Origin of the sequence: Streptomyces showdoensis (genome assembly GCF_039535475.1) — a bacterium.
Lineage (GTDB): Bacteria > Actinomycetota > Actinomycetes > Streptomycetales > Streptomycetaceae > Streptomyces > Streptomyces showdoensis.
The window spans coordinates 102,791-127,495 of record NZ_BAAAXG010000029.1; the positions used below are offsets into that span (position 1 = coordinate 102,791).

The window sequence follows — 24,705 nt, forward strand, 5'->3', positions numbered from 1 at the left end:
TCTCAGTACCGCAGCACCCCGGCGATGCGGCCCCGGCCGTCGAGGGAGTCGTCGGGCACGAAGCGCACCTCGGCTCCCCGTTCCAGGGCCTGCTCGACGATCTCGTCGACCATGTCGTCCCTGGCTCCGGCCTCTGCGGCGTCCGCGGGCTCCAGGTGGCCGCCCTCGTCGCGTACGACCGTCCGGTAGTGCTCCTCGACGGCGAGCAGCCGCATCCTGCCGTCCTTCACGGCCTGCCACACCTCGTCGATGCCCCCGGCGTACTCGTGCCGGCCCCGTGCGGCGTCCAGCTCGGCGACGACGGTGGCCGTCGCGGCGGCCTCGCGTGCGGTGCGGACCGGCTCGACGGCGCCCCAGACGGAGGCGGCGGGCCCGGCGGCGAGTCCGCCGTGCTCGATGGTCAGGGTGTCGGGGCCCGTTGAACCGAGGTCCGCGAGCAGCGCGAGCGCGGCCGACGACCCGAGCACGTAGAGCGGGCGGGGTTCGGAGGCCAGCACGACCCGCAGCTTCTCGTGCGCCTCGCGCAGGAACTGGCGCGTGGCCTCGTCCTGGAAGGTGCTGGGGAGGTCGCCGATGCGCTCCTTGCGCTCCGCGTCCGGGTCTTCGAGGCTGCGGGAGAGCGGGAAGCCGTCCCCGGTGTGCTCGGAGGCCCGTTCGGCGCCTCCGTCCCACAGCGAGACCCGGTCGGCGGCCACCGCCAGCACCCAGTACGGCTGCTCGGCGGCCTGCGCGGCGACGAGGTTGCGGGTGAGGAAGGTGTCGGCCAGGACGACGCGTTCCGGGACCTCCCGGGCCACCGACCACACGTGGTGCTCCCCCGGCGCGACGAAGACCACGAGGCCGTCCTCGGCGTGGACCAGGTCGATCTCGGCCTCGGCCCGGCGCAGCTGGTCGAGGACGTCCGCCCGCCGCTCGCGCGACACCGCCGGGTCCTCGTGGACCGCCTTCTCCGCCTCCGCGATGAGATTGCGCAGCCGTACGGGATCCTGGGTGTTGTCCGGTTCGCGCCGGTGCGTCGGCATCACCAGGGACAGGGCGGGGTACGGCCGGGGCTGCCGCAACTTCGCGAGCGTGACCGGCGTGAGGACGGGATCCATGGGATGGCCTTCCTTGCGGGTTGCTTCCTTGCGGGCTGCGTCCGTCGGCTGCCATGGCCTGTGCCGGAATCCGGAAACGGCACCGGCACCGGCATCCGTACGGGTGTCGATCAGCGGTTGGCCCGTGTCCCTCCCGTCCTCGTCGCCGGGGATGCCTTCAGGCACGTACCGCTGTCGCTACAGCCGCCACAAGATCTCATACTGCCCCCGCGGGTCCCTCCGCGCGACCGGGGCGGGAGCGCCGGCGCGGGGCAGGCCGGGCACCGCCACGGCGGCCCCTGGTTCAGGCCGGACGCCCGAGCATCGCCAGCCGGCTCGCCGTGCGGTCCAGGTCGCGGGTCAGGACCGGGCCGTCGGGGAGGGCCGTCAGCGGGTCGGCGCCGATGAGGACCAGCCGGACGTCCCGGTCGCAGGCGACGTCGACGAGGTTCGCGAAGCGCTGGCGTCCGTCGGCGGAGGCCTCGGCCAGCGGCGGTACGCCGTCGAGGACCAGGGTGCAGAACCGTTCGGCGAGCGCCAGGTAGTCGGACACCGCCGTCGCGGTCTCGCACAGCGCGTCGAAGCCGAGCCAGACGAGTTCGCCGCGCACCGCCCGGGCCGGCAGCTCCCGCAGGTGGGCCGGGACAGTGGTGGCCTCGGCGGGAGACGGCAGGGCGAGGCCCGCGTCCGCCGGCGCGGTGCCGCCCGGCGGCAGGCACAGGCCCGTCGCGAACCGCCGTCCACCGTCCCGCGACCGGGGCGCCGCGAGCCGGCGGAAGTCCACCGGACCCGAGACGTCGAGGACGTCCATCCGCTGTTCGATGAGCTGGATGGTGGGCTCGAAGAGGTGGTGGTAGAGCGGGTCCGGCATGAGGCCGGCGGGCGGGTAGTTGGAGGTGGTGACCAAGGTGATCCGGCGGTCGAGGAGCGTCCGGAAGAGGCGGGCGATCAGCATCGCGTCGCCCGCGTCGTGCGCGTGGAACTCGTCGAAGACCAGGACCTTGCTGTCCCCGATCAGCTCGTCGAGAGCGCTGTCGACGGCGCTCTGCCCGTCGCGGCGAGCGCCCGGCGCGGTCACTCCGTCGTGCAGCCGCCGGAAGAAGTCGTGGAAGTGCAGGCGCCGCTTGCGCTCGGTGGGCAGCCCCTCGTAGAACGTGTCCACCAGCCAGCTCTTGCCCCGCCCCACCGGGCCCCAGACGTACAGGTCGCGCGGCGGCTTGGGGAACGTCCAGGCGGGCCGGGCGAGTTCGGCCGCCAGCCGGGCCAAGCGCTCGACGGCGGCCTCCTGGGCCGGGGCGACCGCGAATCCTCGCCGCGCCGCGGCCTGGTGGAAGTGGCGGCGCATGGCCTGCTCGTGCTGGGGCACCGGTCTGGTCGTCCCTTTCGTACGCGGGCTGGGAGGGCGGAGGGTGGGAGGGATGCGGGTCAGGTCGTTCAGGTCGGACCTGCCCGTACGTCGGGCCCGCACGTCAGGCACGTACGTCAGGCCCGTAGGTCAGGCCCGTAGGTCGCGGTCACTGGGCGAGACCGGCGCGGCAGGGCCCATGGGAGTCCGCACGACGGCCAGGCTCGTCCGGTCGACGGCCAGGCTCGTCCGGTCGACGGCCAGGGTGTCCGGGGTGACCAGGCCGCCGACGACGGCTTCGCCCGCGGCGCGCGCGGATGCGGTCGGACACGCCCGTCGAGGTGACGAACTCCCGGTACGCGGCGGTCGTCACGTGGAACCCGCCCGGTACGGGCAGCCCCGCTCGCGCCGGCTCGGAGAGAGCCGCTCCCTTGCCGCCCGCTGCCTCCAGCGTCGCCGCGGCAGCGTCCAACGGCAGCACGAACTCCATGACCCGACCCCCGCATCGGCCTCCACGAAAGGATCATGATCGCACCGGAACCGGCCGCGCGCACGGGTTTCCGCGTGGTGCCCGTCGTGACAAGGGCCCGCACCCGTACCCGCACCCGTACCTGCGCCCGTGCCCGCCACCGGACAGGTGGCGGGCACGGGTATGCCTCAGGCGGTCACGTCAGGTCGCCGCGGATCAGGCCCTCTTGGCGCGTGTGGCGCACGCTCCGTAGCCCTCGTCTCCGTATCCCTGGTCACCGTAACCCTGGTCGCCGTATCCCTGGTCGCCATAGCCTCCGTCGCCGTAGCCGGTGGGCTCGCACGGGTTCTCGTCGCGGCTGTTCTGCAGCCGCACGGTCACGACCTCGTGCTCGGCGCTGACCACGTACGGACCCGTGACCGGGTCGGCCGGCAGGACGTAGCCGTCCGGCACCGCGGTCTCACGCAGGTAGTACGTGCCGTGCTCCAGGTCGCCGAAGGAGCACAGGCCGGCCGCGCTCGTGGTGCACGGCGTGCCGACGCGGGTGTCCGGGTCGGTGCCGGTGGCCTGGAGTCCGGCGCGGCCGTTGGTCTCCTCCCACAGCTCGAACGTCGCACCGCGCAGCGGCGCGTCGCTCTTGGCGTCGGTCTTGAGGAGCATGACCTTGCCCCTGTCCTGCGGGGTCGGGGACTTCCGGTTGGCGGCGGTGACGGAGACGCCGGCGGTCGCGTTCTCCTCGGTCAGGACCAGCGGACCGAAGACCGGCTGGGCCGGCAGCTCGTAGCCGGACGGAGCGGCCGTCTCCTGCCAGTAGTACGTCCCCACCTCGACGGTCCGCGTGCACACACCGACCGCGTCGGTCACGCACGCGCCCCCGACCTGGGTGTCGGGGTTCGCACCGCCCGTCTGCAGGCCGGCGACGCCGTTCGTCTCCTCCCACAGGCGGAACGTCGCACCGGGCAGCTTCGCGCCCGTCTCCGCGTCGGTCTTGACCACCTTCACCGCGCCCTTCGTGGGCACGACCGGGGTCGCCGTGTTCTCGGCGGTGACGGAGACGCCGGCGGACGCGTTCTCCTCGGTCAGGACGAGCGGGCCGAAGACCGGCTGGGCCGGCAGGTCGTACCCGGGCGGGGCGGCCGTCTCCTCCCAGTAGTACGTCCCCACCTCCACGGTCCGGGCGCACTCGCCCTCGGCGCTGGTCACGCAGGTGTCGCCGATCTGCGTGTCGGGGTTCGCGCCGCCCGTCTGCAGGCCGGCGACGCCGTTCGTCTCCTCCCACAGGCGGAACGTCGCACCGGGCAGCACGGCGTCCGTGTCCGCGTCCCGCTTCACCACCGTCACCTCACCCCTCGTGGGGGTGGTGTCGCCGCAGTCGGGAAGGTTGCCGTTGAAGGGGTAGGCGTGGAACTCCTGGCCGCCGCCACCGGTGGCGGAGCTGGTGTGGGTGACCGAGCCGGTGGTGAAGAAGCGGCCGTTGATGCCGGGCAGGGTCACGGTCGTCATCGAGGACTGCTCGCCCATGAGGAAGCTGCCCTGGAACTGGCCGGTGCCGTGCAGGCCGATGGCCGTGGCGTCGGGGAAGTTCCACAGCAGACGTCCGCGGTAGGCGTTGAGCGGGTCGGCGTCATCGTCGAGGCCGCCGCTGTAGGTGTTGATGGTGCGGTTCGCGCCGAAGACGTTGACCAGGATCGTGGCTCCGGCGGGGATGCCGGCGAAGACGACGCCCTGCTGGCCTCCGCTGGTGGACGCGATGTCCGCGTCGACGTTGAAGACCTGGAGGGCGGAGGCTCCGTCGCCCGTGAAGAGGGTCTGGAAGTTCTGGTTGACGACCGTGCCGGTGGGGGTCCGGGGCTGCCCGTCGACGCGGGCGTAGCAGCGGCTCGCGGTGGTCAGCTGGTCGCGGAGTCCCGCGTACGGGGTGATGGCGTTGGCGTCCTGGACCAGGGTGCCGGTGACGTTCCCGGTGACGGTGCCCGCGTGGCGTACGGTCCCGGTCTCGGTGAGGATGCCGCCGGTCGTCTCCAGCCGCTGTCCGGTGGCGATGGTGACGTCGCCGCCGGTGGTGAGGAAGTCCGCGTCCTTGGGCGGGACGACCCGGGAGCCGACGCCGACGATGCCCAGGTTGTACAGGCCTCCGGCGGTGGCGTCCTTGTTCTGGTCGAAGTCGTCCAGGACCACGACGCGCCCCTCGGCCTCGGCCGCCCGGCCGCGGACGAGGTAGTCGTTCCCCACGAAGATGTTGATGCCGGCGTCACGGCCCGCGAGGGGCCCGTTGCCGACTTCGGGGAACGGGTCGGGGCAGCTTCCCGGGATGCACGGACCGAGCCCGCCGGGCAGCGGCGCCGCGAGCGCGGTGGAGCTCGCCGGCCCCAGGAGCAGGGCGGGGACGGCCGCGAGGGTGACTGCACAGGAGAGCCCGGCCGAGACGGCTCTCCTCCGGGGGCGCCGAGAGCGCCGCGTCGTGTGGTGTCTCATGCGGGGAGTCTTGGCCCGGGGACCTCGGGCCACCATTCGCGGAGCCCCGTTTTGGGCCGCTCAGGGAACGCGCTCACCGACAGGCGTGAAGCCCGACCGCCGAAAGGAGTATCGCGGAACCGCCCTGGTGGGAGGGGGCGCGTACCCGCCCGGTCCGGCGTCGGCGCCCGTGACGCGCCCGCCCTTGCCGGCTGCCGTCAGATGTCGAGCATGAGCTGCAGCAGCTCGCGCAGGGACTCGCGCTGCGGCGTGCTGAGGCGGTCGAGCGGCGCGGAGGCGAAGGGCATGCGGGCGCGCAGGTCGGCGGTGACGGTGCGGCCGGCCGTGGTGGCGGCGACGAGCTTGACGCGGCGGTCGCCGGGGTCGGGGCGGCGCTCGACCAGGCCGCGGGATTCGAGCCGGTCGATGATCACGGTGACGTTGGAGGGCTCCGTGTGGAGGCGCTCGGCGATGCGGCGCATGGGGAGCGGTACCTCGACGGCCAGCAGTGCCTTGGCGTGGAGCGGGGTCAGGTCATGGGTGGCCGCCGCGGTCTCGGACTCCTGGGCGTAGCGGCGGTTGACCGCCGCGAAGAGGCCGACGATCTCCTTGGTCAGCTCATCTGATGACTCGGACATGGAGGGCAGTCTAACGATGTGCTTGACACGGTGAAATATCGCGCGCCATAGTTATGAATCATATTAGTTATGAGCGATAAGTAAGGATGCGGCATGACCACCCCCGCGACCATCCCCACGGCCACCCCCAGAACCGTCCTCGTCACCGGCACCTCCTCCGGCATCGGCCTGGCCACCGCCGTCACCGCCGCCCGGGCCGGCTGGCACGTGATCGCCACGATGCGGGACACCGCGAAGGCGGGCGCCCTGCTCGCGGCGGCCGACGAGGCCGGCGTCTCCGTCGACCTCCGGGCTCTGGACGTGACCGACCCCGCGTCGGTCACGGCGTGCCTGGCCGGCCTGGACCGGCTGGACGCCCTGGTCAACAACGCCGGCGCGGGCCACGTGGGCACCCTGGAGCAGGAGAGCGTCGACGACGTGCGCGCCGTCATGGAGGTCAACTTCTTCGGCGTCCTGAACGTCACGAAGGCCGTCCTCCCCCTCCTGCGTCAGAGCAAGGGACGGGTCCTGACCGTCACCAGCGTCGGCGGCGTGGTGGGCCAGCCCTTCAACGAGGCCTACTGCGCGGCCAAGTTCGCGGTCGAGGGCTTCATGGAGTCCCTCGCCCCGGTCGCGGCCACGGCCGGCGTCTCCGTCAGCGTGGTCGAACCGGGGGCGGTGGCGAGCGAGTTCGTCAGCAACGTGGGCCTCCCCGCGGACGCCCTGGAGCAGGCCGGTCCGTACGCGCCCGCCCTGTCCGCGTACCTGGAGCGCACCAGCGGCGCCTTCGCCTCCGCGCAGACCTCCCAGGACGTCGCGGAGCGGATGGTCGACCTCCTCGACGCCGAGCGCCCCGCCTTCCGCCTCCTCACCTCCGACGCCGCCCGCGCCTTCGCCGGGGTGAAGCTCGCCGACCTCGACGGGTCCGCGGTCCAGAACCTCACGGGCGGCTGGGTCCGCTGACGGGTTACGGGGCGTCCGTCACGGGTGGGGCCGCGCGCGGCGCACGGCGGCGCAGCTCGCTGGGGGTGCGTCCGGTCCAGCGGGTGACCGCGCGGCGCAGCGCCCGGGCGTCGGCGTAGCCGTTCTCGGCGGCGATCGCGTCGGTGGTGCGGTCCGTGGTCTCGAGCAGGCGGGTGATGCGCTCGCGGCGGGCCGTCTCGAGTTCGGCGCGCCAGGTCGTGCCGTGTGCGTCGAGGCGGCGCTGCAGGGTCCGGCCGCCCAGGGTCATCCGGCGCGCCAGCGCGGCGAGGGTCAGCTCCTGGCCCCCTTCCTCGACGGCGCCCCTGAGGACCGTCCGGAACAGGTCCAGCCAGTCGTGCAGCGGAATGGCGCGGGCGAGGCCCTGTTCGGTGTCCCGGCGCAGGAGGGCCGAGAGACCGGGCTGGGCGTACGGGCCCGGCGCCCGCAGGTCGGCGGTGCGGAACGTGATCGAGCCGACCGGCCGCTCGAAGTCGATGACCCGGGTGCCGAAGAGCCCGGCCAGGGTGTCGTGGCGCTGCGGGGCCTGCGCGGCCAGGGCGGCGCGGACCGGGGCGATCGACCGCTGCCGCGCCTCGCACCGCCGCCGCCAGACCACGCCGAGTATGTAGGACCGGACGGCGTTGGCCGCTTCGTAGCCCAGGTCGGCGTCGTTGACGTGGCTGATGGTGACCTCGTCCCCGTCGTCGTCGACGAGGAGGGTGTGGCTGCGGACGTCGCCGGCGGCGGCGAGGTAGCGGGCGCCGTCCTGGATGCCTTCGAGCGGCGTCACGGCCGAGGTGATCAGGTAGTCCCACACCCCGAGTCGGCCGAGACTCGACTCCTGCGTCATGACGGCGGCCACCTCGGCCCAGGGCGCCCTGGTCGTCATCAGCTCCCAGATGCGCCCGTTCGTGGCGGACGGCGTGCGGTACCGGTTGTCGTTCAGCTGCGCGGGCGCCAGCCCCAGGAGGTCGGTGCCCGCGCTCTCCCGGATGCCCAGCAGGGAGGCGCTGTGGAGCATCAGGCGGGTGAAGGACGCGGGCTTCGTGCCGGGGTGGGTCCGCGATGCCGGAAGGGGTTCGGGGAGGGCGGTGCCGCAGGGCGCCATCGGGTCGCTCATGCCGCCCGCCGGCCCTTCGCGCGCGGCGCCGTCGTCACCGCCACCGCCACCGCCTCCACCTCGCGGCCGTGCCGTGTGCACCTCGATCGCGTCATGACTCTCCTCGTACGGGGGCGCCCTGTGATCTTCACGGAGGCGGACCGCTGCGCTGCCGGGGTCGCCTGGTTCTCGGCCCCGGCCGGTCCCGGCACCCCCGTACGGCGCGGCAAGGTGCATCCTCCGGTCCCGCTCGCGATGCTCACGTTCTCGATCCCGTTCATCATGGTCTTCCCCGAGCTGCCGAGTGAGGCAACGGCTCGAACCGGACACGTATCGGGCGGGAGACTTCACCCATGGCGCAAGGATCTCGTCGTACAGCAGCCTGAAAGGCTACGGGCGCCACTCCTCCCGGTAGGCGCGGTGTTCGGCATATGACTGGGCTAGAACGCGCAGCGCGTACGCCACGCCCTCCGAGCGGGGGTCCGAGGGGTCCATCGCCGCGTATTCGCGGGCCAGTTGCTCGGTGAGGTCGAGCATGGGCAGATGGCTGTCGAGAAGGGCGTCGCCGCCCAGCGTGTCGGCCACGTAGGCATAGGCGTGGTTGTCGTCCATGATGCGTGCGACGAGGAACTCCACAAGATCGTCCATGCGGCCATCTTCGCGACCAAGGTGCTGCGCCCGTCAAGCGACTTGGGTCCGCTGGACGTTCCCCCGAGCTGAATCCGCCCGCCACGAGTCATCCGGCGGTGGGGCGCCGGTGATCCGGGTGTGTGTCTGGGGGGGGCGGGGTGGTGCAGTCCGCGGGGCCGCCGCGCGGCGCCAGGGGCCGCCGCCCCGCCCCGGGGAGCTCGTCCCCAGGAGGGATCGGCGCTCCTCCGCCTGCGGACTCGCCCCCCGGCAGGCACCGCCGGTCAGGCGGGGCCGCCCTCGACTGGCGGCGTCCCGTCCCCCCCTCGTGATCCGCCCGACCCATGAGTCCTGTGTCAAGGGGGACCACGTCACGTCGATATCGATGCCGTGCCAGGCGCGGGTGAGCTCTGCCAGCGGCGTGAAGACGCGCTCCTGCACGTCTTCCGGCAACGCGTCGCACGGCAGCGGAACCTTGCCGCACACGCCGCTCCCGTCGTCGGCGGCGACCGTGTAGGGCCACTCCTTCGCGCCCGTCAAAAGAATGATCTCCCTCGGCACGCCTAGGGACGGTTTCTTCCTCGCCTTGCTTCGTCTCGCCACGACACCATTCAACATCGCCGCACGCATCGCGACCGTCCTCGGCGTGCTCTGCCCGATCTCAGCCGGGTGCGGGTGCGCCACGCACTACGGCCCCGGCGCGCTCGCCGTCGACACGTGCACGGTCGACCGCCTCGACGCGTACGGCGGCGTCGTGCCGAACTCGACCACCGTCACCGCACCCTCCGGCTGCCCGGAGCCCGGGGTCACCCCACCGGAGCCACATCCGCCCACAGGGCGACGGCGTCGGGCGAGAGCGGTACGAGCGACCCGGCGCCCGGCGCATCGCCGGCTCCCGCGCCCGCGACCCCGTCCCACCACACGCCCTGCCCAGGCGTCAGAACGGCACCGCCCGCACCCGCGCGCCACCGTCCCCTCAGCACGTACAGCAGGCCCGCGTGCCCGGCGGGCGGCGCGACGGGACCCGTGGGCCGCTCCACCCGTGCCGCCCACCCACCCCGCCGCACCATGATGTTCAGGACCCGGCACGGCCCGCCCGGCAGCGCGGCGTCCAGTGCGAGGTCGCCCGAGAACGCGAACGGCTCGCCCGTGCGGTGCAGAAGGCGGTCGAACGCCCCAGGGCTGGTCAGCCGCACGCCGTCGCCCGCCAGCAGGGTGAGCACCCGGTCGACACCGGGGAACGCCGAGAAGGGCCCCGCCGCGGCGATGTCGGCGATGCTCGCCCGCCAGCCGAATCCCTCCGCGCCCGCCGGCCGCGCGACGACCTCCCTCGTCGCACCGCCGCCGTTGCGCCAGCGGCCGACGGGCAGGGTCTCGACGTCGAAGGGGTGCATGCCGCGCATGCCGTCCGATTCGTCCATGGCGTCCGCGTCGTGCATGAGGGGGCTCCTGACCTGCGTGTGTGTCACGGGTGCTGATCGGCGACGAAGTCTAGGCGGGTGCGCCCTGGCGGCAGGAGCCGGCCGCAAGGGACACGTCCGCCGTACGATCCGACCGCCGTCACACGTCCCAGGTGACCGGAAGGCTCTTCACCCCGAAGATGTCGGCCGTCTCCGGGCGCAGCACGACCTCTTCCGCCGGTACGGCCAGCCGCAGCGTGGGGAAACGGTCGAGGAGGGCGGAGAACGCGACGCGCATCTCGACGCGGGCCAGCTGCGCGCCGAGGCACAGGTGGACGCCGTGACCGAAGGCGAGGTGGCCGCCCGCGTCCCTGCGCAGGTCGAGGGCGTGGGGGTCGGGGTAGCGCTCGGGGTCGCGGTTGGCGGTGTGGTACGAGAGGACGACCGTGGTCCCGGCCTCGATGGTCCGGCCGCCCAGCTCGACGTCCACCAGTGCCGTCCGCGTGAACGACTTGGCGACGCTCAGATAGCGCAGCAGCTCCTCGACGGTCCGGTCGGTGAGCGAGGGGTCGGCGCGCAGCGCGGCGAGTTGGTCCGGGTTCCGCAGGAGCGCGAAGGTGCCGAGGGACAGCATGTTCGCCGTGGTGTCGAAGCCGGCGGCCAGCAGGATCAGGCTGATCCCCTTCAGCTCCTCGTCGCTCAGGTCGCTGTCGGTGAGTTCGCTGAGCACGTCGTCGGTGGGCTTCGCGCGCTTGGCGGCGACGAGTCGCTCCAGGTACTCCTGGGTGGCGGTGTACGCCGCCATGAGCTCCTCGTCGCTCGTGTCCCCGCCCATGAACGTGTCGATCTGCTCCTGGAAGGAGTCGCGGTCCTCGTACGGCACCCCGAGCAGCTCGCAGATCACCATGGTCGGGATGGGCTTGGCGAAGGCCGTCACCAGGTCCGTCGGCGGCCCCGTGCGCTCCATCGCGTCCAGACGGCCGGCGGTGATCTGCTCGACGCGCTCGGTCAGGAGCCGCATCCGTCGGGCGGTGAACTTGCCCACCAGGGGCTTGCGGTAGCGGCTGTGCTGCGGGTCGTCCATGAGCAGGAACTCGCCGGGCGGCGCCGGAGGGAGCTCGAAGTCGATCACGTTCATCAGCTCTTTGCGCGAGCTGAACCGCGGGTCGGCCAGGACCGACCGGACCAGTTCGTGTCCGGTGATCATCCAGCCGGGCTTCCCTCCCGGGTGGGTGTAGCGGCTGATGGGGCCGTGCCGCTGGGCCTCGGTGAGGGGGGCGGGCGGGTCGAAGGGACAGCCGGCCGGACGCTCCGTCGGCAGCGTCGTGACGGTGTGGAGGGACTCGGTCATGACCATTCCTCATCTCGCGGCATCACGGGTTCGGCCGGGCCGGTGCCCGGACCCCGTCCGGCCCGCGCCCCGTGTTCGGCCTATCCCGAACGCTACGTTGCGTTCACCATTCGAGCAATGGATCGAGCGAGTCATCGCAGGCAGTGAAGCCGAAATTGATGCAATGACGCTGCGCCCGAATGCAACGCCTCGTTGCAATGAGATCGAGCGAAGGCAATACTGGCCGCATGCCAGGAGGACGGTTGACCCAGCAGGAACGCCATCGGATCGCGGCGGGGCTCGCCGGCGGCCTCTCGTACGCGGAGATCGCCCGGCGGCTCGGCCGGCCGACGTCGACGATCAGCCGCGAGGTCACGCGCAACGGCGGACCCGGACGCTACCGGCCCCAGCAGGCGCACCAGGTGACGGCCCAACGGGCGCGGCGCAGCACGCCCACGCCCCCGCCCGCACGGGCGGTCGAAGCGTCGGGGACGGTGGCGGATCGGTCGTCCGGGAGCGCGGTCGAAGCGGAGATCGTCGAACTGGCCGTCAGATCGGGCATGCCGCGGATGACGGCCCGCGTGCACGTGGACCTGCTCATGTCCGAGGACGGCCGGCGCACCGCCGCCGAGCTGACCCGCAGGCTGCGGGTCAGTCCGGCCTCCGTCTCCGTGTCCGTCAACTTCCTGGTGGAGAACGGGTACGTCCGCCGCGAGCGCGATCCGCAGCGGCGGCGCGACGTGTACGTGGTCGACGACGACGCGTGGTACCACTCGATCCTCATCAGCGCACGGCAGACGCTCGACGTGGCACGGGCCTCGATCGCGGCGGCGGAGCGGCTCGGGCCCGACCGGCCCGCCGCCCGGCGGCTCGCCCGGGGCGGCACGTACCTTCAACAGGTCGTCCAGGAGATGATGGAGTCGGCCGACCGCTGGCGCACCCTCCTGTCGTAGGTCCGCCTGGCGGCCGGCCCCCGCCCCCCCCCCTCAGTCCTTGTCGACCCGGGACAGCGCGTCGGCGATCAGGCGGGTGGCGAACTCGCGGTCGTCGGTGATGCGGTTGATGTGTTCCGCGAGGAGGAAGGCGGTGGCTTCCAGCGGGTTCATCTCGTCGCTCGTCCACTCCCCGTACTGCTTGCGCCAGAGGCTGGGACTGAGGCCGGTGCCGGCCGCGACGACCAGACCCGCCATGGTGGGGATCGCCTCGGCGCGGACGCTCTTGGGCATCGAGCGCATCGCGGCGACGACGCCGGGCACCACGTACTCGATGACGTCCTTGTCGTGTTCCTCATGGGCCTGCCGCAGCCACTTCATGAACATGAAGATGACCGTGCACGTGCCGTCCAGCAGGTCCTGGACCTCGCTCGGACCCAGGGACGCGGTGAACTGGCGGATCAGACGCTGCTGTTCGGGATCGGGCCGGGCCCGCTCCTCGTAGACGGACCTGAGCCGGGAGTCGATCACCATGAGCGCTCCGCCCACATCACCGGCGGGAGCGTACTTCGGGTCGCAGGGCGATGGCACAGGATCCTCCTCCGTGACCGCGGAAGGCAGCGCGGCGATGCCCGCACCGTAGACCGCCCAGGATGCGGGGGCCGGGCGATTTCGGGAAGACCACCCGCACGGGATCAAGGGCCGTTCCGGCCCGCGGCCGAGGGTTCGTCCGGCTCCAGTTCGGCGCGTTCGAGCTTCGCCCCCTTCAGGTTCGCGCCCTCGTGTCTGGAGCCCGCGAGACGCGCGCCGCTCAGATCCGCCTCGGACAGATCGGCGCCGCGCAGGTCGGCTCCCCTCAGGTCCGCCCCGTCGAGGAAAGGCGTGGCGCAGGTCGGCGCCGCGGAGGTCGACACCGCGCAGGTCGGCGCTGGTGAAGAACGCTCTCTGGGCCTTGACGTCGCCCAGTCGGACCCCGCGCAGGTCATCGCTCGAGAAGCCGGCTTGCGTGAGATTCGCTCCCCGGAGGTCGGCACCGGCCAGGACCGCGTTGCCGAGGTCCGCCTCCCGGAGGTCCGCCCTGCGCAGATCCGCACCGGCCAGGAGCGCTTCACCGAGCCCCGCGCGCACGAGAGAGGCCTCCCTCAGGTCGGCGCCCGCGAGGTCCGCCCGGAGGAGGTTGGCCCGGTATTCGGGAGACCGTAGGGTCATCCCCCCGTAGTGCACTGCGTTGAGGTCCTGCCGCGCACGGTCCAGATCGCCCATGTCGGCCAGACCCCGCAGACTCACGTAGCGCAGCCGGAGCCGCGTGGTGTCACGGCTGTCGACGGGCCGGTTGGCCAGCACCGTCACGGCTGCCTGGAGGTCCACGGGAAGGGGCTCCGGGAAGGCGGGGGTCGCCCTCCGGGCGCCGTCGGTGGCGGGCAGGCGGGCGTGCGCCCGGACGTAGGCGGCCAGCACCGACAGGCCCGTCGCCTGGTCGCGCGGCGAGTCGCGCATGATGCGTTCCAGAGCGTAGATGCCGCCGACCCGGACGTCCGCGGAGGCGGAGCCCAGGCCGGCCACTGCGGCCGTGTAGCGCCCGGTGATCTGCGCCTCGCGGCTGATCCTCAGCTCCTCCTTGGTCTGCCCGACCGAGATCAAGGTGAAGAGCACCGCGGCCACCGCGGCGAGTCCCGGCAGGGCGGCCACGAACAGTCCGGGCCAGATCCGCCGCTGCGTCGCGCGCCCGTCCCCGCGGCGGCCGTCGGACAGGCGCAAGCGCCTGCGGCGGCGGCGCGTCGCCGCCCTCCTATGGGCGGCGCGGTCCATCCGTCGCACGGCTGCGGTTCTGATCGTGGATGAGGTGCCCACGTATGCATGTCAGCCCATGCCCGGGCGAAGCGCAGCGCCGGGTAGGCCGACTCGACGCCGCCCCGGCTACACCCAGCGGTAGGTGGCGTCGGTGACGGCGGGAAGTGCCGCGTCGGTGACGGGTGTGTGCGGGCCGAGCAGGGCCAGATGGGGGCCGAGGGGCGGGAAGATCGGCAGGTCGTGGGTCCTGTGGTGGGCGATCCACTCGATGTGGCCGGTCTCGTGGCTGCCGTCGGGCAGTTCGTCGAGCTCCTCGGTGGCCAGGGTGGCGCGGACCTCCGGCGTGACGCGGAAGCGGTGGACGAGGTGCAGCTTGCGCGGCGGAGGGGTGGGGCCGGGACGGCTCACCCGCTGGTCGACCATCCAGATCAGTTCACCGCCGTCGGCCTGCGAGACGTCGAGCCCGAGTTCTTCGTACAGCTCGCGGGCGAGGGCCGCCTTGAGGTCCTCGCCGGGTTCGACGTTGCCGCCGATGGGCGTGTAGTGCACGGAGTCGGGTCGGTCGCGGCGGAGGAGGGCGACCTCGTCGCCGCAGTAGACCAGGGCTCCGACGCGGATCTTCAGCGTGCTGAAGGGCTGGGCAGGTTCGGGGTGCTGGGGGTGGTGCTCGGGGTGCTCGGGATGCTCGGGATGCTCGGGATGCTCGGGATGCTCGGGATGCTCCTGAGGGTTCGTCATGCGGCGAGTATGCGCGTGCGTGGCGGGCCCGCGGCGGGCGGGCCCGTGCGGGTGGCGCCGGGACCGGTGGGTTGCCGCACCCGCCTCGTCCGACCCGCCCGGCCCGGCCGCCCGGACGTGCGACGCGTCCGGGCGGCCGGGCGTTCACGGCCGGGTCGACGGAGCGGGTGTCGGGGACCGGTCCGGTCGCGGTTCGGCCTGACCCTCCCGCGGGGCTCGCCTGCGCAGTCCGAGCGCCGTCAGGGCCGCTGCCGCGATGACCGCCAGGCCCACCCCGCGCAGTGCCACCGCCATGCCGTCGGTGAAGTCCGCGTGCCCGGCCAGCAAGGTGCCCGTCACCGCCACCCCGAGCGCCGCGCCCGTCTCTCGCGTCGAGGTGCTGAGGCCCGAGCCCAGGCCCGCCGCGTGGCGGGGCAGGGACGACACGACCCCGAGGGTCAGGGCCGGCATGCACAGGCCGGTTCCGATCGAGATGACGAGGAGCCAGCAGGCGTAGAGCGGGTACGGGGTCCCCGCGTCGGCCGTGGAGACGCCGAGCAGGCCCAGGCCGATGAGGAGCAGCCCGCCGCCCGCGACCGGCGCCGGGCGCGCGGACCAGCGGGCGGCGAGGCGGGGGACGAGGGCCATGCCCAGGGTCAGCGGCACGATGGCGAGGCCCGCCTGGGCGGCGTCGTACCCCTTCACGTACTGCAGGTACTGCGAGTTGACGTAGAAGAGCGAGAAGAGGCCGAAGAAGCTCGCGGCCGTGCCCAGGGTCGATGCGCGCAGCCGGGCGGAGCGGAAGACCCGCGGGTCGAACAGCGGGGTGCCGGAGCGGAGGGCGTGCAGCGTGAAGGCGCCGAGCAGCGCCGCGCCCAGCGCCAGGGCGAGCAGGATGCGCGCCGAGGTCCAGCCGTACAGCGGGCTCTCGATGATGCCGAAGAGCAGCGCCACCAGGCCGGCCGTGAGCAGCAGGGTGCCGACCGGGTCCAGCGACGGGCGTCCGGTGCGGTCGGTGCCGGTCGACTTCGCCGTGCGGGGGGTCGTGCGGGTCACGACCAGGGCGAGCAACGCCGCCAGGGGCACCATCGTCCAGAACAGCGCCTGCCAGGGCAGGTACGCGCCGATCAGGCCTCCGCCGACGTTGCCCGCGAGCCCGCCGAGGCCCACGGCGAGCGTCCAGGACGCCAGGGCGCGGGGGCGCTGCTCGGGCGGGGCCAGGTGGGTCAGGATCGACATCGTCGCGGGCATGACCAGGGCCGCGCCCGCCCCGGAGACGCCCCGGCCGGCGATCAGCAGTGCGGGTGCGGTGGACAGGGCGCTGGTCGCCGCGCCCGCGGCGAACAGGCCGAGCCCGGCCAGCAGCGCTCCCTTGCGGCCGTAGCGGTCGCCCAGGGCGCCGCACGGTATGAGCAGGCCGGCGAAGACGATGACGTACGCGTCGACGGTCCAGAGGAGTTCGGTGTGGGAGGGGTGGACGGAGGACGAACTCAGCTGCGGGAGCAGGAGGTTGATGGCGGCGACCATGGACTGGGCCACCATGACGCAGGCGCACAGGGCGAGAAGGGTCGAGCGGCGCAGCGGACCGGGGGCGGGCGCGGACCCGGGGGCGGACGAAGATGCGGGGGCAGGCGAAGGCAAGGCCTCTCCTTGGGAGCAGGGACGTCAGGGGTGTCAGGGGTGCAAGGGGTGCAAGGGGTGCAAGGGATGTGAGAGATGCGGTTCGGGAGGGAGGGGGCCGGCCCCGGGATCAGAAGGTGCGGTGCTCGCGAGGCACCGGGTGGTGAGGGGATCCGCTGTCACCGTAGGGTCGCCACCGGACCTGAATCCAGTGCAACTTGTGCAGGTGGTGATTGCGTATGACGCATTCCGCGGACGGAGCCCCCTCCGGGCTCGACCTCAATCTCCTCGTCGCCCTCGACGCCCTCCTCGACGAGCGGAGCGTGCGCGGCGCCGCGCGGCGCCTCCATCTGTCCGAGCCCGCGATGAGCCGCACCCTGGGACGCATCCGCAAGGCGATGGGCGATCCCGTTCTCGTACGGGCGGGCCGGCACATGGTTCCGACGCCGCACGCGCTCGCGGTGCACGCCGAGGTGAGTGCCGTGGTGGAGCGGGCCCGGGCGCTGTTCACGGGACCGGGCGCGGTGGATCTGCGCACGGTGTCCAGGACGTTCAGCGTGCTCGGGCACGACGCCATCGCCGCCTCCCTCGGACCCGCCCTCTTCGAGCGCGCCGCGCGCGAGGCACCCGGCGTCCGGCTGCGCTTCCTCGGGGAGTTGCCGTCCGAGGCGCCCGCGCTGCGGGACGGCAGCGCGGACCTGGAGGTCGGCGTCATCGACACGGTCGCGCCCGAGGTGCGGGTGGAGCGCCTCTTCGACGACCGGATGCTGGCGGTCGTACGGCCGGGGCATCCGCTCCTGAGCGACGAGGTCACGCCCGAGCGGTTCGCCGCGGCGGACCACCTGAACGTGTCCCCTCGCGGGCGCCTGCACGGCCCCTTGGACACCGCCCTCGCGGAAATCGGCCTGGAGCGGCGGGTCGTGGGCAGCGTCGGGTCCTTCCCCGCGTCGCTGTTCATCCTGCTCCGCACCGAGCTGGTGGGGGTCGCGCCTTCATGGGTACGGCCGCTGGCCGAGGACCTCGGGCTCGTCCTGCTCCCCGTTCCGCTTCGCCTGCCGCCGCTTCCCTTCGGCCTCGCCTGGCACCCGCGGCACGACGCGGACCCGGCGCACATCTGGCTGCGGGCCACCGTGCGGGAGCTCCTCGGCTGAACTTCTGCACCGGCCGTCCCGGGGAATCGGCTGGCCGGAATGCGACTGCCGCCGGGGGCGCCCATTCGGCCCGTCGAAGCCCGTTCTCCGGCCTTGCCAAGTCGGTCGGCAGACCCTATAAGAATGCTGCAGGCATCGGTTGGGATGGCCGGAATGGCATCCATGCCGCCGACCAGGGGGACCCTCCACTTCCCGCCGGAAGCACCGCGCGCACGCACGCACACCGACGGAGAACGTGAGGCCATGACCGACAACGACGCTTATCGCCATGCCATGACCCGTCTCGCGGTCGACCCCGACTTCGCCGCCCGGCTCGACGGCGACGTGGAGGAGGTGGCGCGCGCGCTCGGCCTCACCCCCGAGCAGGTGGCCGAACTGCGGCGGCTCCGTGTGGAGTCCGGTACGGCGGACGGGCCTGCCACGCTCGACCCGCGGCTGTCCAAGTCGTCGCTCTTCTTCGGCAACGCGGCCCACGCCCTGGCCCACCACGACGTGCCGCTCTCCCCCGTCCCGCACGACGTCGAGCCCACCGCCGGGCCGGGCGACGCCGCCGACCTGGCCCCGGACCTCACCACCGACCCCACGACCGGCCTCGATGTACCGGCCACCGCGTTGGCCGGACTCGGCGACGGCGCGCTCGCGGACGCGTCCTTCGACGACAGCGGCTCCCTGCTGGGCGACATCGGCGACTTCGGCGACTTCGGCGGCCCGGGGGATCTGGGCGGTCAGGTGGATCCGGGCGGCTTCGGCGACTTCGGTGGTCCCGGCGCATTCGGTGGTTCCGGCGACTTCGGCTCCTTCGGCGACGCCGACGGATTCGGCGGCCACGGACCCGGCGGACTCGGGGACGAGGGCCCGGGTGGGTTCGACGAGAGCGGCGGATTCGGCGGAGGATTCGGGGACGGCGGATCGGGCGACGGGTTCGGTGACGGCTTCGGCGGAGGGCCTGGTGGCGGCTTCGGCGGCCACGAAGGCGATGGCTTCGGCGGCGGGATCGGAGGAATCGGCGGCCACGACGGCGGCCATGACGGTGGCCCCCGCGGTGAGTTCGGCGGCGGAACCGGTGACGGGTTCGGCGGTGAAGGCGGCCATGGCGGTGCCTTCGGCCACGGCGGCATCTACGAGCGCGGCGAGGACGGCGGCGGCGACTCCGGGGGCGGTGGCGGCGACAGCGGCGGCGGCGACTCCGGGGGCGGGAACAGTGAGAACGGGCGGCGCCCCGGCGGAGGATCCGGGGGCGGTGACGGAGGCGGCGGCGACTCCGGCGGGGGTGGGGGCGACAGCGGCGGGGGCGACTCCGGGGGCGGAAGCAGCGAGAACGGGCGCCGCCCCGGCGGAGGATCCGGCGGTGGCGAAGGCGGCGGATCCGGCGGTGGCGGAGGAGGTGGCGGTGAAGGCGGAGGCGGGGGCGAGTCCGGCGGCGGCGACTCCGGCGGCGGGGGCGACTCGGGCGGCGGAAGCAGCGAGAACGGCCGTCGGCCCGGGGGCGGCGGCACCGGCGGAGGAGGAGGCGAAGGCGGCGGAGGCGACTCGGGCGGAGGCGGTGACTCGGGCGGCAGCGGGAGCAGCAGCGAGAACGGCCGCCGCCCCGGCAGCGGCGGCACCGGCGGAGGAGGAGGCGAAGGCGGCGGGGGCGACTCGGGCGGTGACGGGCAGGGCGGGCGCGGTGGTGGGCGCCACGACGTCTCCGCGCCCGACTCCGACGGCGCGGGCGGAGGCGGGCTGATCCGTCCGGGGCTCGACCGGCTCGGCCATGCCGGCGTCCACACCGACGGCCCCGGGCACGGCTCCCCCGGCGGCCTGACCGGTGGCGGCTTCGCCGGCGGTTCCTGAGGCGGCGGATCCGTCACGATGCTCTGCCATGCCTGTCGCGTGCACGTCCGGCGCGACTTCCCGTACTGCCTGCGCTGCGGCACGCTCCGCCGCGGCGCGGCGCCGGCGTCGTTCGCCGCGCCCCGGTTGCGCGGCCTCGACGACCCAGGCCTGCTCGTCCCGTTGAACGGCGAGGTCACGACAGTGGGCCGTGGCGCCGAGAACGACGTCGTCCTGCCGGACGGCAGCGTGTCGCGCCGTCATGCGCGGGTGGTCCGTGACGCGTCCGGGTTCCGGGTCGACGACCTGGACTCGTTCAACGGCACCGCCGTAGCCGGCGTCGACCTCCACGGCGCGTCGGCGCGGCTCGCCGACGGCGTCGAGCTGTCCGTCGGCGACGTGCGCCTGGTCTTCGAGCAGCCCCGGGACGCGCGGATCGGCTCCCGGACCATGGTGGTCGCCACTCAGCTCACCGAGGTGCCGGGCGCCGCCCCCGAGGAGGAGGTGCCGGAGGCGAACGGGCCGCTCACCGCGCGCCCGCGCCGCCGGAGCGGCTGGGCGCTCAAGCAGGTACCCGCGACGGGGCCCGGGGAGCCGCCCTGGGTGCTGAGCAACACCCGTACCGGCGGATACCTCCAGCTCGACGAGCGGGAGGTGTTCCTGTGGAACTCCCTCGACGGCGACACCACCGTCCGCGACCTCCTCTTCGCGTACGCCGACCGCTTCGGCGAGCTGGCGCTGCCGCGGATCGAGGCCGCCCTCGCCGCGTTCGCCGGGGCGGGGCTGCTGCGCGGGATGCCCGGGCAGCGGGACGAGCGGCCGGCCTCGGGGCTGCGCCGGGCGTGGCGGGCGGTGTACCGGGCCCTGCTCCGGCTGGAGGTGTCCGTGCCGGGACTCGACGGCGCCGTGACCCGTCTCTACCAGGGCGGCGGCTGGCGGTTCTTCACCCGTACCGGAGTGGCGCTCCTATGGCTGTCGGTGGTCGGCGGCCTGGTGGTGTTCTTCGGCGCGGCACAGGGACGCCAGCGCCTGCTGGACTTCGGCGGAGCCGGGGTCTGGGGTCCCGTGGCGCTGGCCGCCGGATACGTCTCCGCGCTCGTCGCGCACGAGCTGGCGCACGCGCTGGCGGTGAAGTCGTACGGCCGGAAGGTCCGGCGCGGCGGGTTCCTGCTCATGATGGGGATGCCGTTCGCGTTCGTCGACACGAGCGACATGTGGTTCGGCGGCCGCTGGTCGCGGGTGGTGGTGGCGCTGTCGGGGCCGCTGTCGACCGCGGCGCTGGCGGGCTGGTGCGCCGCGGGCGCCGCGTTCCTGCCGGTCGGACCCGTCTCGGCCGTGCTGTTCCACCTGGCGTTCGGGCTGTATCTGAACACCCTGTACAACTTCAATCCGCTGATGCCGCTGGACGGTTACCAGGCGCTGACCGACGCGCTGCGCGTACCGCGCCTGCGCGAGGAGGCGAGCGCGTACTTCCGCAAGGGCCTGTGGCGGGACCTGCGGTCGGGCCGCCGGCCGGGGCCGCGCCAGGCCGGCCTGGCCGCGTACGGACTCGCCGTGGTCGTCGGCACGTACGGCTTCCTGCTCCTCGCCCTGCTGGCCTGGCGCTCCCGCCTCGGCGCGTGGCTGGAGGGGTGGCTGCCCGCCCCGTGGGACACCGTGGTGGTGGCGGTGGTCGTCGCTCTGGTGGCTTTCCCGGTGTGGGCGGCGGCCGGGCGGTGGCTGATGCGGGCGGTCAGGCGCGGGTCGGCACGAAGGCGTGGCACGGGACGGCGGCACGGATCGGAACGGCGACGCGGCGCGGAACGGCGGGGTGGCACGGAACGCCGGGGCAGCACGGAACGGCGGGGCAGCACGGAACGCCGGGGCAGCACGGAAGGCCGGGGCAGCACGGAACGGCGGCGTGGGACGAGCGGCGGGGACGCGGCGCGACCTGCGGACGACGGCACGACGGTGGAGGGGACGGCATGAGCGTGGGACGGGGCACCGACGGTATGGGGAGCGTCGCCGGCTGGGCGGTGCCCGGCTACGTCGCCGTGCGGACGCTCGGACAGGGGGCCGGAGGGCGGGTCGTGCTGGCCCGGCACGAGGCGACGGGCGTGCCCGTGGCCATCAAGTACCTGAGCGGCCGGCTCCACGGCGACCGGGCCTTCCTGGCCCGGTTCCGCGCCGAGGCACGGCTGTTGGGCGAGCTCCGGCACCCGTGCGTGGTGCGCCTGTACGAGTACGTGGAGGCCCGGCGGGGCGCGGCGATCGTGATGGAGGCGGTGGACGGGGTCACCCTGCGCGAGGTGCTGCGCGCGCACGGCGGCACCGGGCCGGAGGCGGCTCTGGTGCTCCTCAAGGGTTCCCTGCTCGGGCTCGGCGCCGCCCACGCCGCCGGCGTGGTGCACCGCGACTACAAGCCCGAGAACGTTCTGGTCCGCGCGGACGGTTCGAGCGCCCTCGCCGACTTCGGCGTCGCCGTGCGCGCGGGCCGGGAGGCGGAGGCGGCCGGGACGCCCGCGTACATGGCGCCCGAGCAGTGGGACGGCGAGCCCGCGGGTCCGGCGAGCGACGTGTACGCGGCGGCGGCCGTGTTCTACGAGTGCCTCACCGGGCGGCGGGCGTTCCGCGCCGACGACCTGATCGCCCTGCGGCTGCAGCACCTGCGGGCGCCGGTCGACATGGACGACGTGCCGGAGGCCGTCCGCGGACTCCTGGGCGCCGGACTGGCCAAGGACCCGGCCGACCGCCCCGCCATCGGGGCCTTCCTCACCGACCTCGAACGCGCCGCCACCCACGGCTACGGCCCGGGCTGGGAGGAGGCCGGGCGTCGCAGGCTCGCCGAACTATCCGCCCTGCTGGCTCTTTTGTTCCCGTTCGCGATGGGTTCGGCCGTGTACGAGGTGACGCCCGCCCTGACCGTCCTCGGCGGCCTGAAGCGGCACCTTTGGAAGGCGGTCGTGGGGGCCGCCGCGCTGGCCGTGGCCGCCGGGGCGGTGACGGTGGCGACGGCCCGTACCGACGACGACACGACGACCACGGTGGCCGACTCCGTACCGTCCGGGCCGGGCGGGGGCCCTGGGACCCCGGCCGCCTCCACGCCCCTCCCGGCCGCTCCCTCGGTGTCGGCTTCGGCCGGCGGGCCACCTTCCGACAGCGCTTCGGCCGGCCCCTCCGCCTCCACCACCCCTCCCGCGGGCGGCGGCCCCGGCACCCCGCCCTCGACCTCGACGGACGCTCCGACCACACCCGCCGGGACGACGGCCCCGCCCACCCCGCCCCCGACTCCGCCCCCGACGGCGACCTCGGCCCCGACGCCGGGGACGATCTCGCTCGTCATCGACTCCTGGCGACGGGGGCCCGGGCCGAGCACCCTGATCGCCGACGTGACCGTCCACACCACGGGCACGGGACCGCTGACGCTCACCGCGGACTTCTACGTCAACACACCCGACCAGCCGTACGGTTCGCAGTCGCGACGCCTCTCGGGCGCCACGGACTACTCGGTGAGCTTCGAGGCCGACTTCTCGAACCACCCGTGCCGGGGCAGCTGGGTCGTCGCGCTCGGCAGCAGCCCGGAATCGGCGAACGGCCGCCGGACCGCCTCCGTGGACGCGCCGCCGTGCTGAACGGCCGCCACCACCGCTCCCGCCACCGAGAGAACGGAACCCGCACACGATGACGACGACCCCGACTCCCGCCACGGTCAGCGGGCGCGCCCTGTCGGCCTGGTCGCGCGCGGGGCGGTTCGGCACCTGGCACGCCCTGGAGCGGCCGGGCGGCGAGGCGGACGGGCCGCCCCACGGCGCGCTGCGCGTCGACCGCGCCCTGCTCGCTCCGCAGGGGGCGCGGGACCGGCTGAAGGCGGCGGTCGTGGCGGTGGCGAGGCTGCGGCTGCCGGGGGTGCCGGCCACCGTCGACCTCGTGGCCGAGTCCGGCGACGTCTGGCTGATCGTGGCGCGCCCGCCGGTGCGCACGATCGCCGATCTGCTGAGGGAGGGCGCACCCGGGCCGGACGAGGGCAGCGCGGCGAGCGTCCTCAACGAGACGGCACAGACCCTGCTCGCCCTCCATGCGGCGGGCCTCGCCCATGGTTCGCTCTCGCCCGGGTCCGTCGTGCTCGGCGCCGACGGCACCGCCCTGCTCATGGAGGCGGCACTGGCCACCGCGCTGGGCGACCGTTCTTCACCCGTCTCCGCCCAGCGGGACGACATCACGGCCTGGGCGGCCCTCGCCCGCGCCCTGGGCGCCGCCTGGGCGCCCGCAGGCACACCGGCCGCGGAGCTGTTCGCCCGCTGCTCCACGACCGCCGACTCCGGCGACCTCGCCGCGGCCCGTACGACGCTGACGGCGGGGCGGGCGGCCCTCCCCCGGGACTTCCTGGAGCGGGCGGCGCTGCGCACGGCGGCGGTCGCGGCGTGGGCGGAGCTCACGGGACGGGAGGGGGCGGTGGAGGCGGCTCCGGCGGACTCGGCCGTCACGGGGGCGGCCGTCGCGGACTCGGCCGTCGCGGACTCGGCCGTCACGGGTGAAGCCGTCGCGGACTCGGCCGTCACGGGTACGGCCGTCGCGAGCCCCGCGGTCGCCGACGAGGTCGTCGCGGATACGACCGTCGCGGACGCGGGAGCCGCCTGCGCGGTGGACTCCCCCGGGAACGGGCCGGAAGGGGCCGCTCCCTCGGACGACCTGGCCACCGTCCTCGGCCGACGGAACCGGAGCACCACTCCCCCGGCCACCGCCGAGAGCGGCGAGGACAGCGACACCGAGGCGGATGACGAGGCCGACGACGAGGCCGACCTCGAGGCCGACGACGAGATCCTGCTCCGCTTCGGCCCCGGCGTCCCCCTGACCGAGGAGGAGAGCCTGCGCGCCCTGTGGGCGGCTCCCCCGCCCGTTCGGACGCGGCGGAAGCGAAGGCGGGGACCCCGGCTCATCGGGGCGGTCGCGGTGCTCGCGGCCGTCGCCGTCGCCCTGTGGCTGCTCCTGCGCCCGACGGCCGGGCCGACGGTGGCGGGGGTCCGGGTGGACGCCCCGGCACGGCAGTTGGGCTGCGGTCAGACCGCCGACGTGACCGGTGTCGTCACCACCGACGGCGGGGGCGGGCCCTTCACGTACCGCTGGCTGCGCAGCGACGGTCAGGCGTCCGGAGACCTGACCCGTATGGCCCGCCGCGGGGAGCGTGAGGTCGCGGTCCACCTCCAGTGGACGGTGCGGGGCCACGGTCTGTTCCGCGGGACCGCCCGCCTCCAGGTCCTGCGTCCGGGCGGCCTGCCGATCGAGGCGGAGGGCACCTTCAGCTACGCCTGTGCGTGACCCCGCA

At 74.0% G+C, this 24,705-nt stretch carries 19 protein-coding genes and 1 pseudogene; 7 read left to right on the forward strand and 13 right to left on the reverse strand.

Annotation, left to right across the window (positions count from 1 at the left end; all coding sequences use genetic code 11):
* Nucleotides 1-2 precede the first annotated feature (2 nt).
* The 5 genes from ABD981_RS38370 to ABD981_RS38390 all read right to left on the reverse strand — a co-directional run bounded on the left by ABD981_RS38370 (nt 3) and on the right by ABD981_RS38390 (nt 5,982).
* Entirely contained in the window at nt 3-1,097 is a 1,095-nt protein-coding gene (locus tag ABD981_RS38370; protein ID WP_046907778.1) for a baeRF3 domain-containing protein, read from the reverse strand.
* Nucleotides 1,098-1,380: 283 nt separating this feature from the next.
* Nucleotides 1,381-2,442 (reverse strand): cell division protein ZapE, encoded by a 1,062-nt coding sequence (gene zapE / locus ABD981_RS38375; protein WP_240495211.1) that lies wholly within the window; start codon nt 2,440-2,442, stop codon nt 1,381-1,383.
* 148 nt (nt 2,443-2,590) lie between these two features.
* Complete coding sequence (locus ABD981_RS38380) at nt 2,591-2,911, reverse strand: PEP/pyruvate-binding domain-containing protein (protein WP_123954465.1); 321 nt, start codon at nt 2,909-2,911, stop codon at nt 2,591-2,593.
* A 195-nt stretch (nt 2,912-3,106) separates the two neighbouring features.
* The gene (locus tag ABD981_RS38385; RefSeq protein ID WP_123954466.1) at nt 3,107-5,365 is read right to left on the reverse strand and encodes a choice-of-anchor A family protein; all 2,259 of its coding nucleotides are present in this window, start codon (nt 5,363-5,365) and stop codon (nt 3,107-3,109) included.
* Between the two features lie 197 nt (nt 5,366-5,562).
* Nucleotides 5,563-5,982 (reverse strand): MarR family winged helix-turn-helix transcriptional regulator, encoded by a 420-nt coding sequence (locus ABD981_RS38390; protein ID WP_046907780.1) that lies wholly within the window; start codon nt 5,980-5,982, stop codon nt 5,563-5,565.
* 93 nt (nt 5,983-6,075) lie between these two features.
* Here ABD981_RS38390 and ABD981_RS38395 point away from each other — a divergent pair, with 93 nt between their 5' ends.
* Entirely contained in the window at nt 6,076-6,924 is an 849-nt protein-coding gene (locus ABD981_RS38395) for an SDR family oxidoreductase (RefSeq protein WP_046907781.1), read from the forward strand.
* Nucleotides 6,925-6,928: 4 nt separating this feature from the next.
* Here the strand turns inward: ABD981_RS38395 and ABD981_RS38400 are convergent, their stop codons facing one another.
* From ABD981_RS38400 to ABD981_RS38415, 4 genes are all read right to left on the reverse strand, one after another.
* Nucleotides 6,929-8,044, reverse strand: a complete 1,116-nt coding sequence (locus ABD981_RS38400; RefSeq protein WP_165590931.1) for an AraC family transcriptional regulator ligand-binding domain-containing protein — start codon at nt 8,042-8,044, stop codon at nt 6,929-6,931.
* A 369-nt stretch (nt 8,045-8,413) separates the two neighbouring features.
* Entirely contained in the window at nt 8,414-8,671 is a 258-nt protein-coding gene (locus tag ABD981_RS38405) for a DUF6221 family protein (protein ID WP_046907782.1), read from the reverse strand.
* A gap of 785 nt (nt 8,672-9,456) precedes the next feature.
* Nucleotides 9,457-10,089 (reverse strand): HutD/Ves family protein, encoded by a 633-nt coding sequence (locus tag ABD981_RS38410; RefSeq protein ID WP_240495213.1) that lies wholly within the window; start codon nt 10,087-10,089, stop codon nt 9,457-9,459.
* Nucleotides 10,090-10,210: 121 nt separating this feature from the next.
* Nucleotides 10,211-11,401 carry a cytochrome P450 gene (locus ABD981_RS38415; protein ID WP_046907783.1) on the reverse strand — a complete coding sequence of 397 codons (1,191 nt, stop codon included), beginning with the start codon at nt 11,399-11,401 and terminating at the stop codon, nt 10,211-10,213.
* A 227-nt stretch (nt 11,402-11,628) separates the two neighbouring features.
* Here ABD981_RS38415 and ABD981_RS38420 point away from each other — a divergent pair, with 227 nt between their 5' ends.
* A complete protein-coding gene (locus ABD981_RS38420; RefSeq protein WP_046907784.1) occupies nt 11,629-12,333 on the forward strand; it encodes a helix-turn-helix domain-containing protein in 705 nt (234 codons plus the stop codon).
* Nucleotides 12,334-12,366: 33 nt separating this feature from the next.
* On the opposite strand, the gene ABD981_RS38425 is transcribed toward ABD981_RS38420, so the two are convergent.
* The 4 genes and pseudogenes from ABD981_RS38425 to ABD981_RS38445 form a co-directional block, all read right to left on the reverse strand.
* Entirely contained in the window at nt 12,367-12,903 is a 537-nt protein-coding gene (locus ABD981_RS38425; protein WP_046907785.1) for a hypothetical protein, read from the reverse strand.
* Nucleotides 12,904-13,239: 336 nt separating this feature from the next.
* A pseudogene (locus ABD981_RS38435) lies at nt 13,240-14,121 on the reverse strand (pentapeptide repeat-containing protein); the annotation flags it as partial.
* A 108-nt stretch (nt 14,122-14,229) separates the two neighbouring features.
* A complete protein-coding gene (locus tag ABD981_RS38440; RefSeq protein WP_123954468.1) occupies nt 14,230-14,841 on the reverse strand; it encodes an NUDIX domain-containing protein in 612 nt (203 codons plus the stop codon).
* 144 nt (nt 14,842-14,985) lie between these two features.
* A complete protein-coding gene (locus tag ABD981_RS38445) occupies nt 14,986-16,362 on the reverse strand; it encodes an MFS transporter (RefSeq protein ID WP_046907786.1) in 1,377 nt (458 codons plus the stop codon).
* Between the two features lie 317 nt (nt 16,363-16,679).
* On the opposite strand from ABD981_RS38445, the gene ABD981_RS38450 reads away from it, so the two are divergent.
* From ABD981_RS38450 to ABD981_RS38470, 5 genes are all read left to right on the forward strand, one after another.
* Complete coding sequence (locus ABD981_RS38450; protein ID WP_046907787.1) at nt 16,680-17,591, forward strand: LysR family transcriptional regulator; 912 nt, start codon at nt 16,680-16,682, stop codon at nt 17,589-17,591.
* Between the two features lie 243 nt (nt 17,592-17,834).
* Nucleotides 17,835-19,424, forward strand: a complete 1,590-nt coding sequence (locus ABD981_RS38455) for a hypothetical protein (protein ID WP_165590932.1) — start codon at nt 17,835-17,837, stop codon at nt 19,422-19,424.
* A gap of 39 nt (nt 19,425-19,463) precedes the next feature.
* A complete protein-coding gene (locus ABD981_RS38460) occupies nt 19,464-21,371 on the forward strand; it encodes an FHA domain-containing protein (RefSeq protein WP_165590933.1) in 1,908 nt (635 codons plus the stop codon).
* Nucleotides 21,368-23,014 (forward strand): serine/threonine-protein kinase, encoded by a 1,647-nt coding sequence (locus tag ABD981_RS38465; protein WP_240495215.1) that lies wholly within the window; start codon nt 21,368-21,370, stop codon nt 23,012-23,014. The genes ABD981_RS38460 and ABD981_RS38465 overlap by 4 nt, the downstream gene beginning before the upstream one ends.
* A 49-nt stretch (nt 23,015-23,063) precedes the next feature.
* Nucleotides 23,064-24,698, forward strand: a complete 1,635-nt coding sequence (locus ABD981_RS38470) for a hypothetical protein (protein ID WP_123954470.1) — start codon at nt 23,064-23,066, stop codon at nt 24,696-24,698.
* Nucleotides 24,699-24,705: the final 7 nt, after the last annotated feature.

What these genes read in the sequence shown, in the direction of transcription:
- ABD981_RS38370 (WP_046907778.1), bottom strand. Translation starts at nt 1,097, where the DNA reads ATGGATCCCGTCCTCACGCCGGTCACGCTCGCGAAGTTGCGGCAGCCC.
- ABD981_RS38450 (WP_046907787.1), top strand. Translation starts at nt 16,680, where the DNA reads ATGACGCATTCCGCGGACGGAGCCCCCTCCGGGCTCGACCTCAATCTC.
- ABD981_RS38380 (WP_123954465.1), bottom strand. Translation starts at nt 2,911, where the DNA reads ATGGAGTTCGTGCTGCCGTTGGACGCTGCCGCGGCGACGCTGGAGGCA.
- ABD981_RS38410 (WP_240495213.1), bottom strand. Translation starts at nt 10,089, where the DNA reads ATGCACGACGCGGACGCCATGGACGAATCGGACGGCATGCGCGGCATG.
- ABD981_RS38440 (WP_123954468.1), bottom strand. Translation starts at nt 14,841, where the DNA reads ATGACGAACCCTCAGGAGCATCCCGAGCATCCCGAGCATCCCGAGCAT.
- ABD981_RS38395 (WP_046907781.1), top strand. Translation starts at nt 6,076, where the DNA reads ATGACCACCCCCGCGACCATCCCCACGGCCACCCCCAGAACCGTCCTC.
- ABD981_RS38470 (WP_123954470.1), top strand. Translation starts at nt 23,064, where the DNA reads ATGACGACGACCCCGACTCCCGCCACGGTCAGCGGGCGCGCCCTGTCG.
- ABD981_RS38445 (WP_046907786.1), bottom strand. Translation starts at nt 16,362, where the DNA reads ATGGTGGCCCAGTCCATGGTCGCCGCCATCAACCTCCTGCTCCCGCAG.
- ABD981_RS38420 (WP_046907784.1), top strand. Translation starts at nt 11,629, where the DNA reads ATGCCAGGAGGACGGTTGACCCAGCAGGAACGCCATCGGATCGCGGCG.
- ABD981_RS38400 (WP_165590931.1), bottom strand. Translation starts at nt 8,044, where the DNA reads ATGAGCGACCCGATGGCGCCCTGCGGCACCGCCCTCCCCGAACCCCTT.
- ABD981_RS38415 (WP_046907783.1), bottom strand. Translation starts at nt 11,401, where the DNA reads ATGACCGAGTCCCTCCACACCGTCACGACGCTGCCGACGGAGCGTCCG.
- ABD981_RS38455 (WP_165590932.1), top strand. Translation starts at nt 17,835, where the DNA reads ATGACCGACAACGACGCTTATCGCCATGCCATGACCCGTCTCGCGGTC.
- ABD981_RS38385 (WP_123954466.1), bottom strand. Translation starts at nt 5,365, where the DNA reads ATGAGACACCACACGACGCGGCGCTCTCGGCGCCCCCGGAGGAGAGCC.
- ABD981_RS38390 (WP_046907780.1), bottom strand. Translation starts at nt 5,982, where the DNA reads ATGTCCGAGTCATCAGATGAGCTGACCAAGGAGATCGTCGGCCTCTTC.
- ABD981_RS38465 (WP_240495215.1), top strand. Translation starts at nt 21,368, where the DNA reads ATGAGCGTGGGACGGGGCACCGACGGTATGGGGAGCGTCGCCGGCTGG.
- ABD981_RS38405 (WP_046907782.1), bottom strand. Translation starts at nt 8,671, where the DNA reads ATGGACGATCTTGTGGAGTTCCTCGTCGCACGCATCATGGACGACAAC.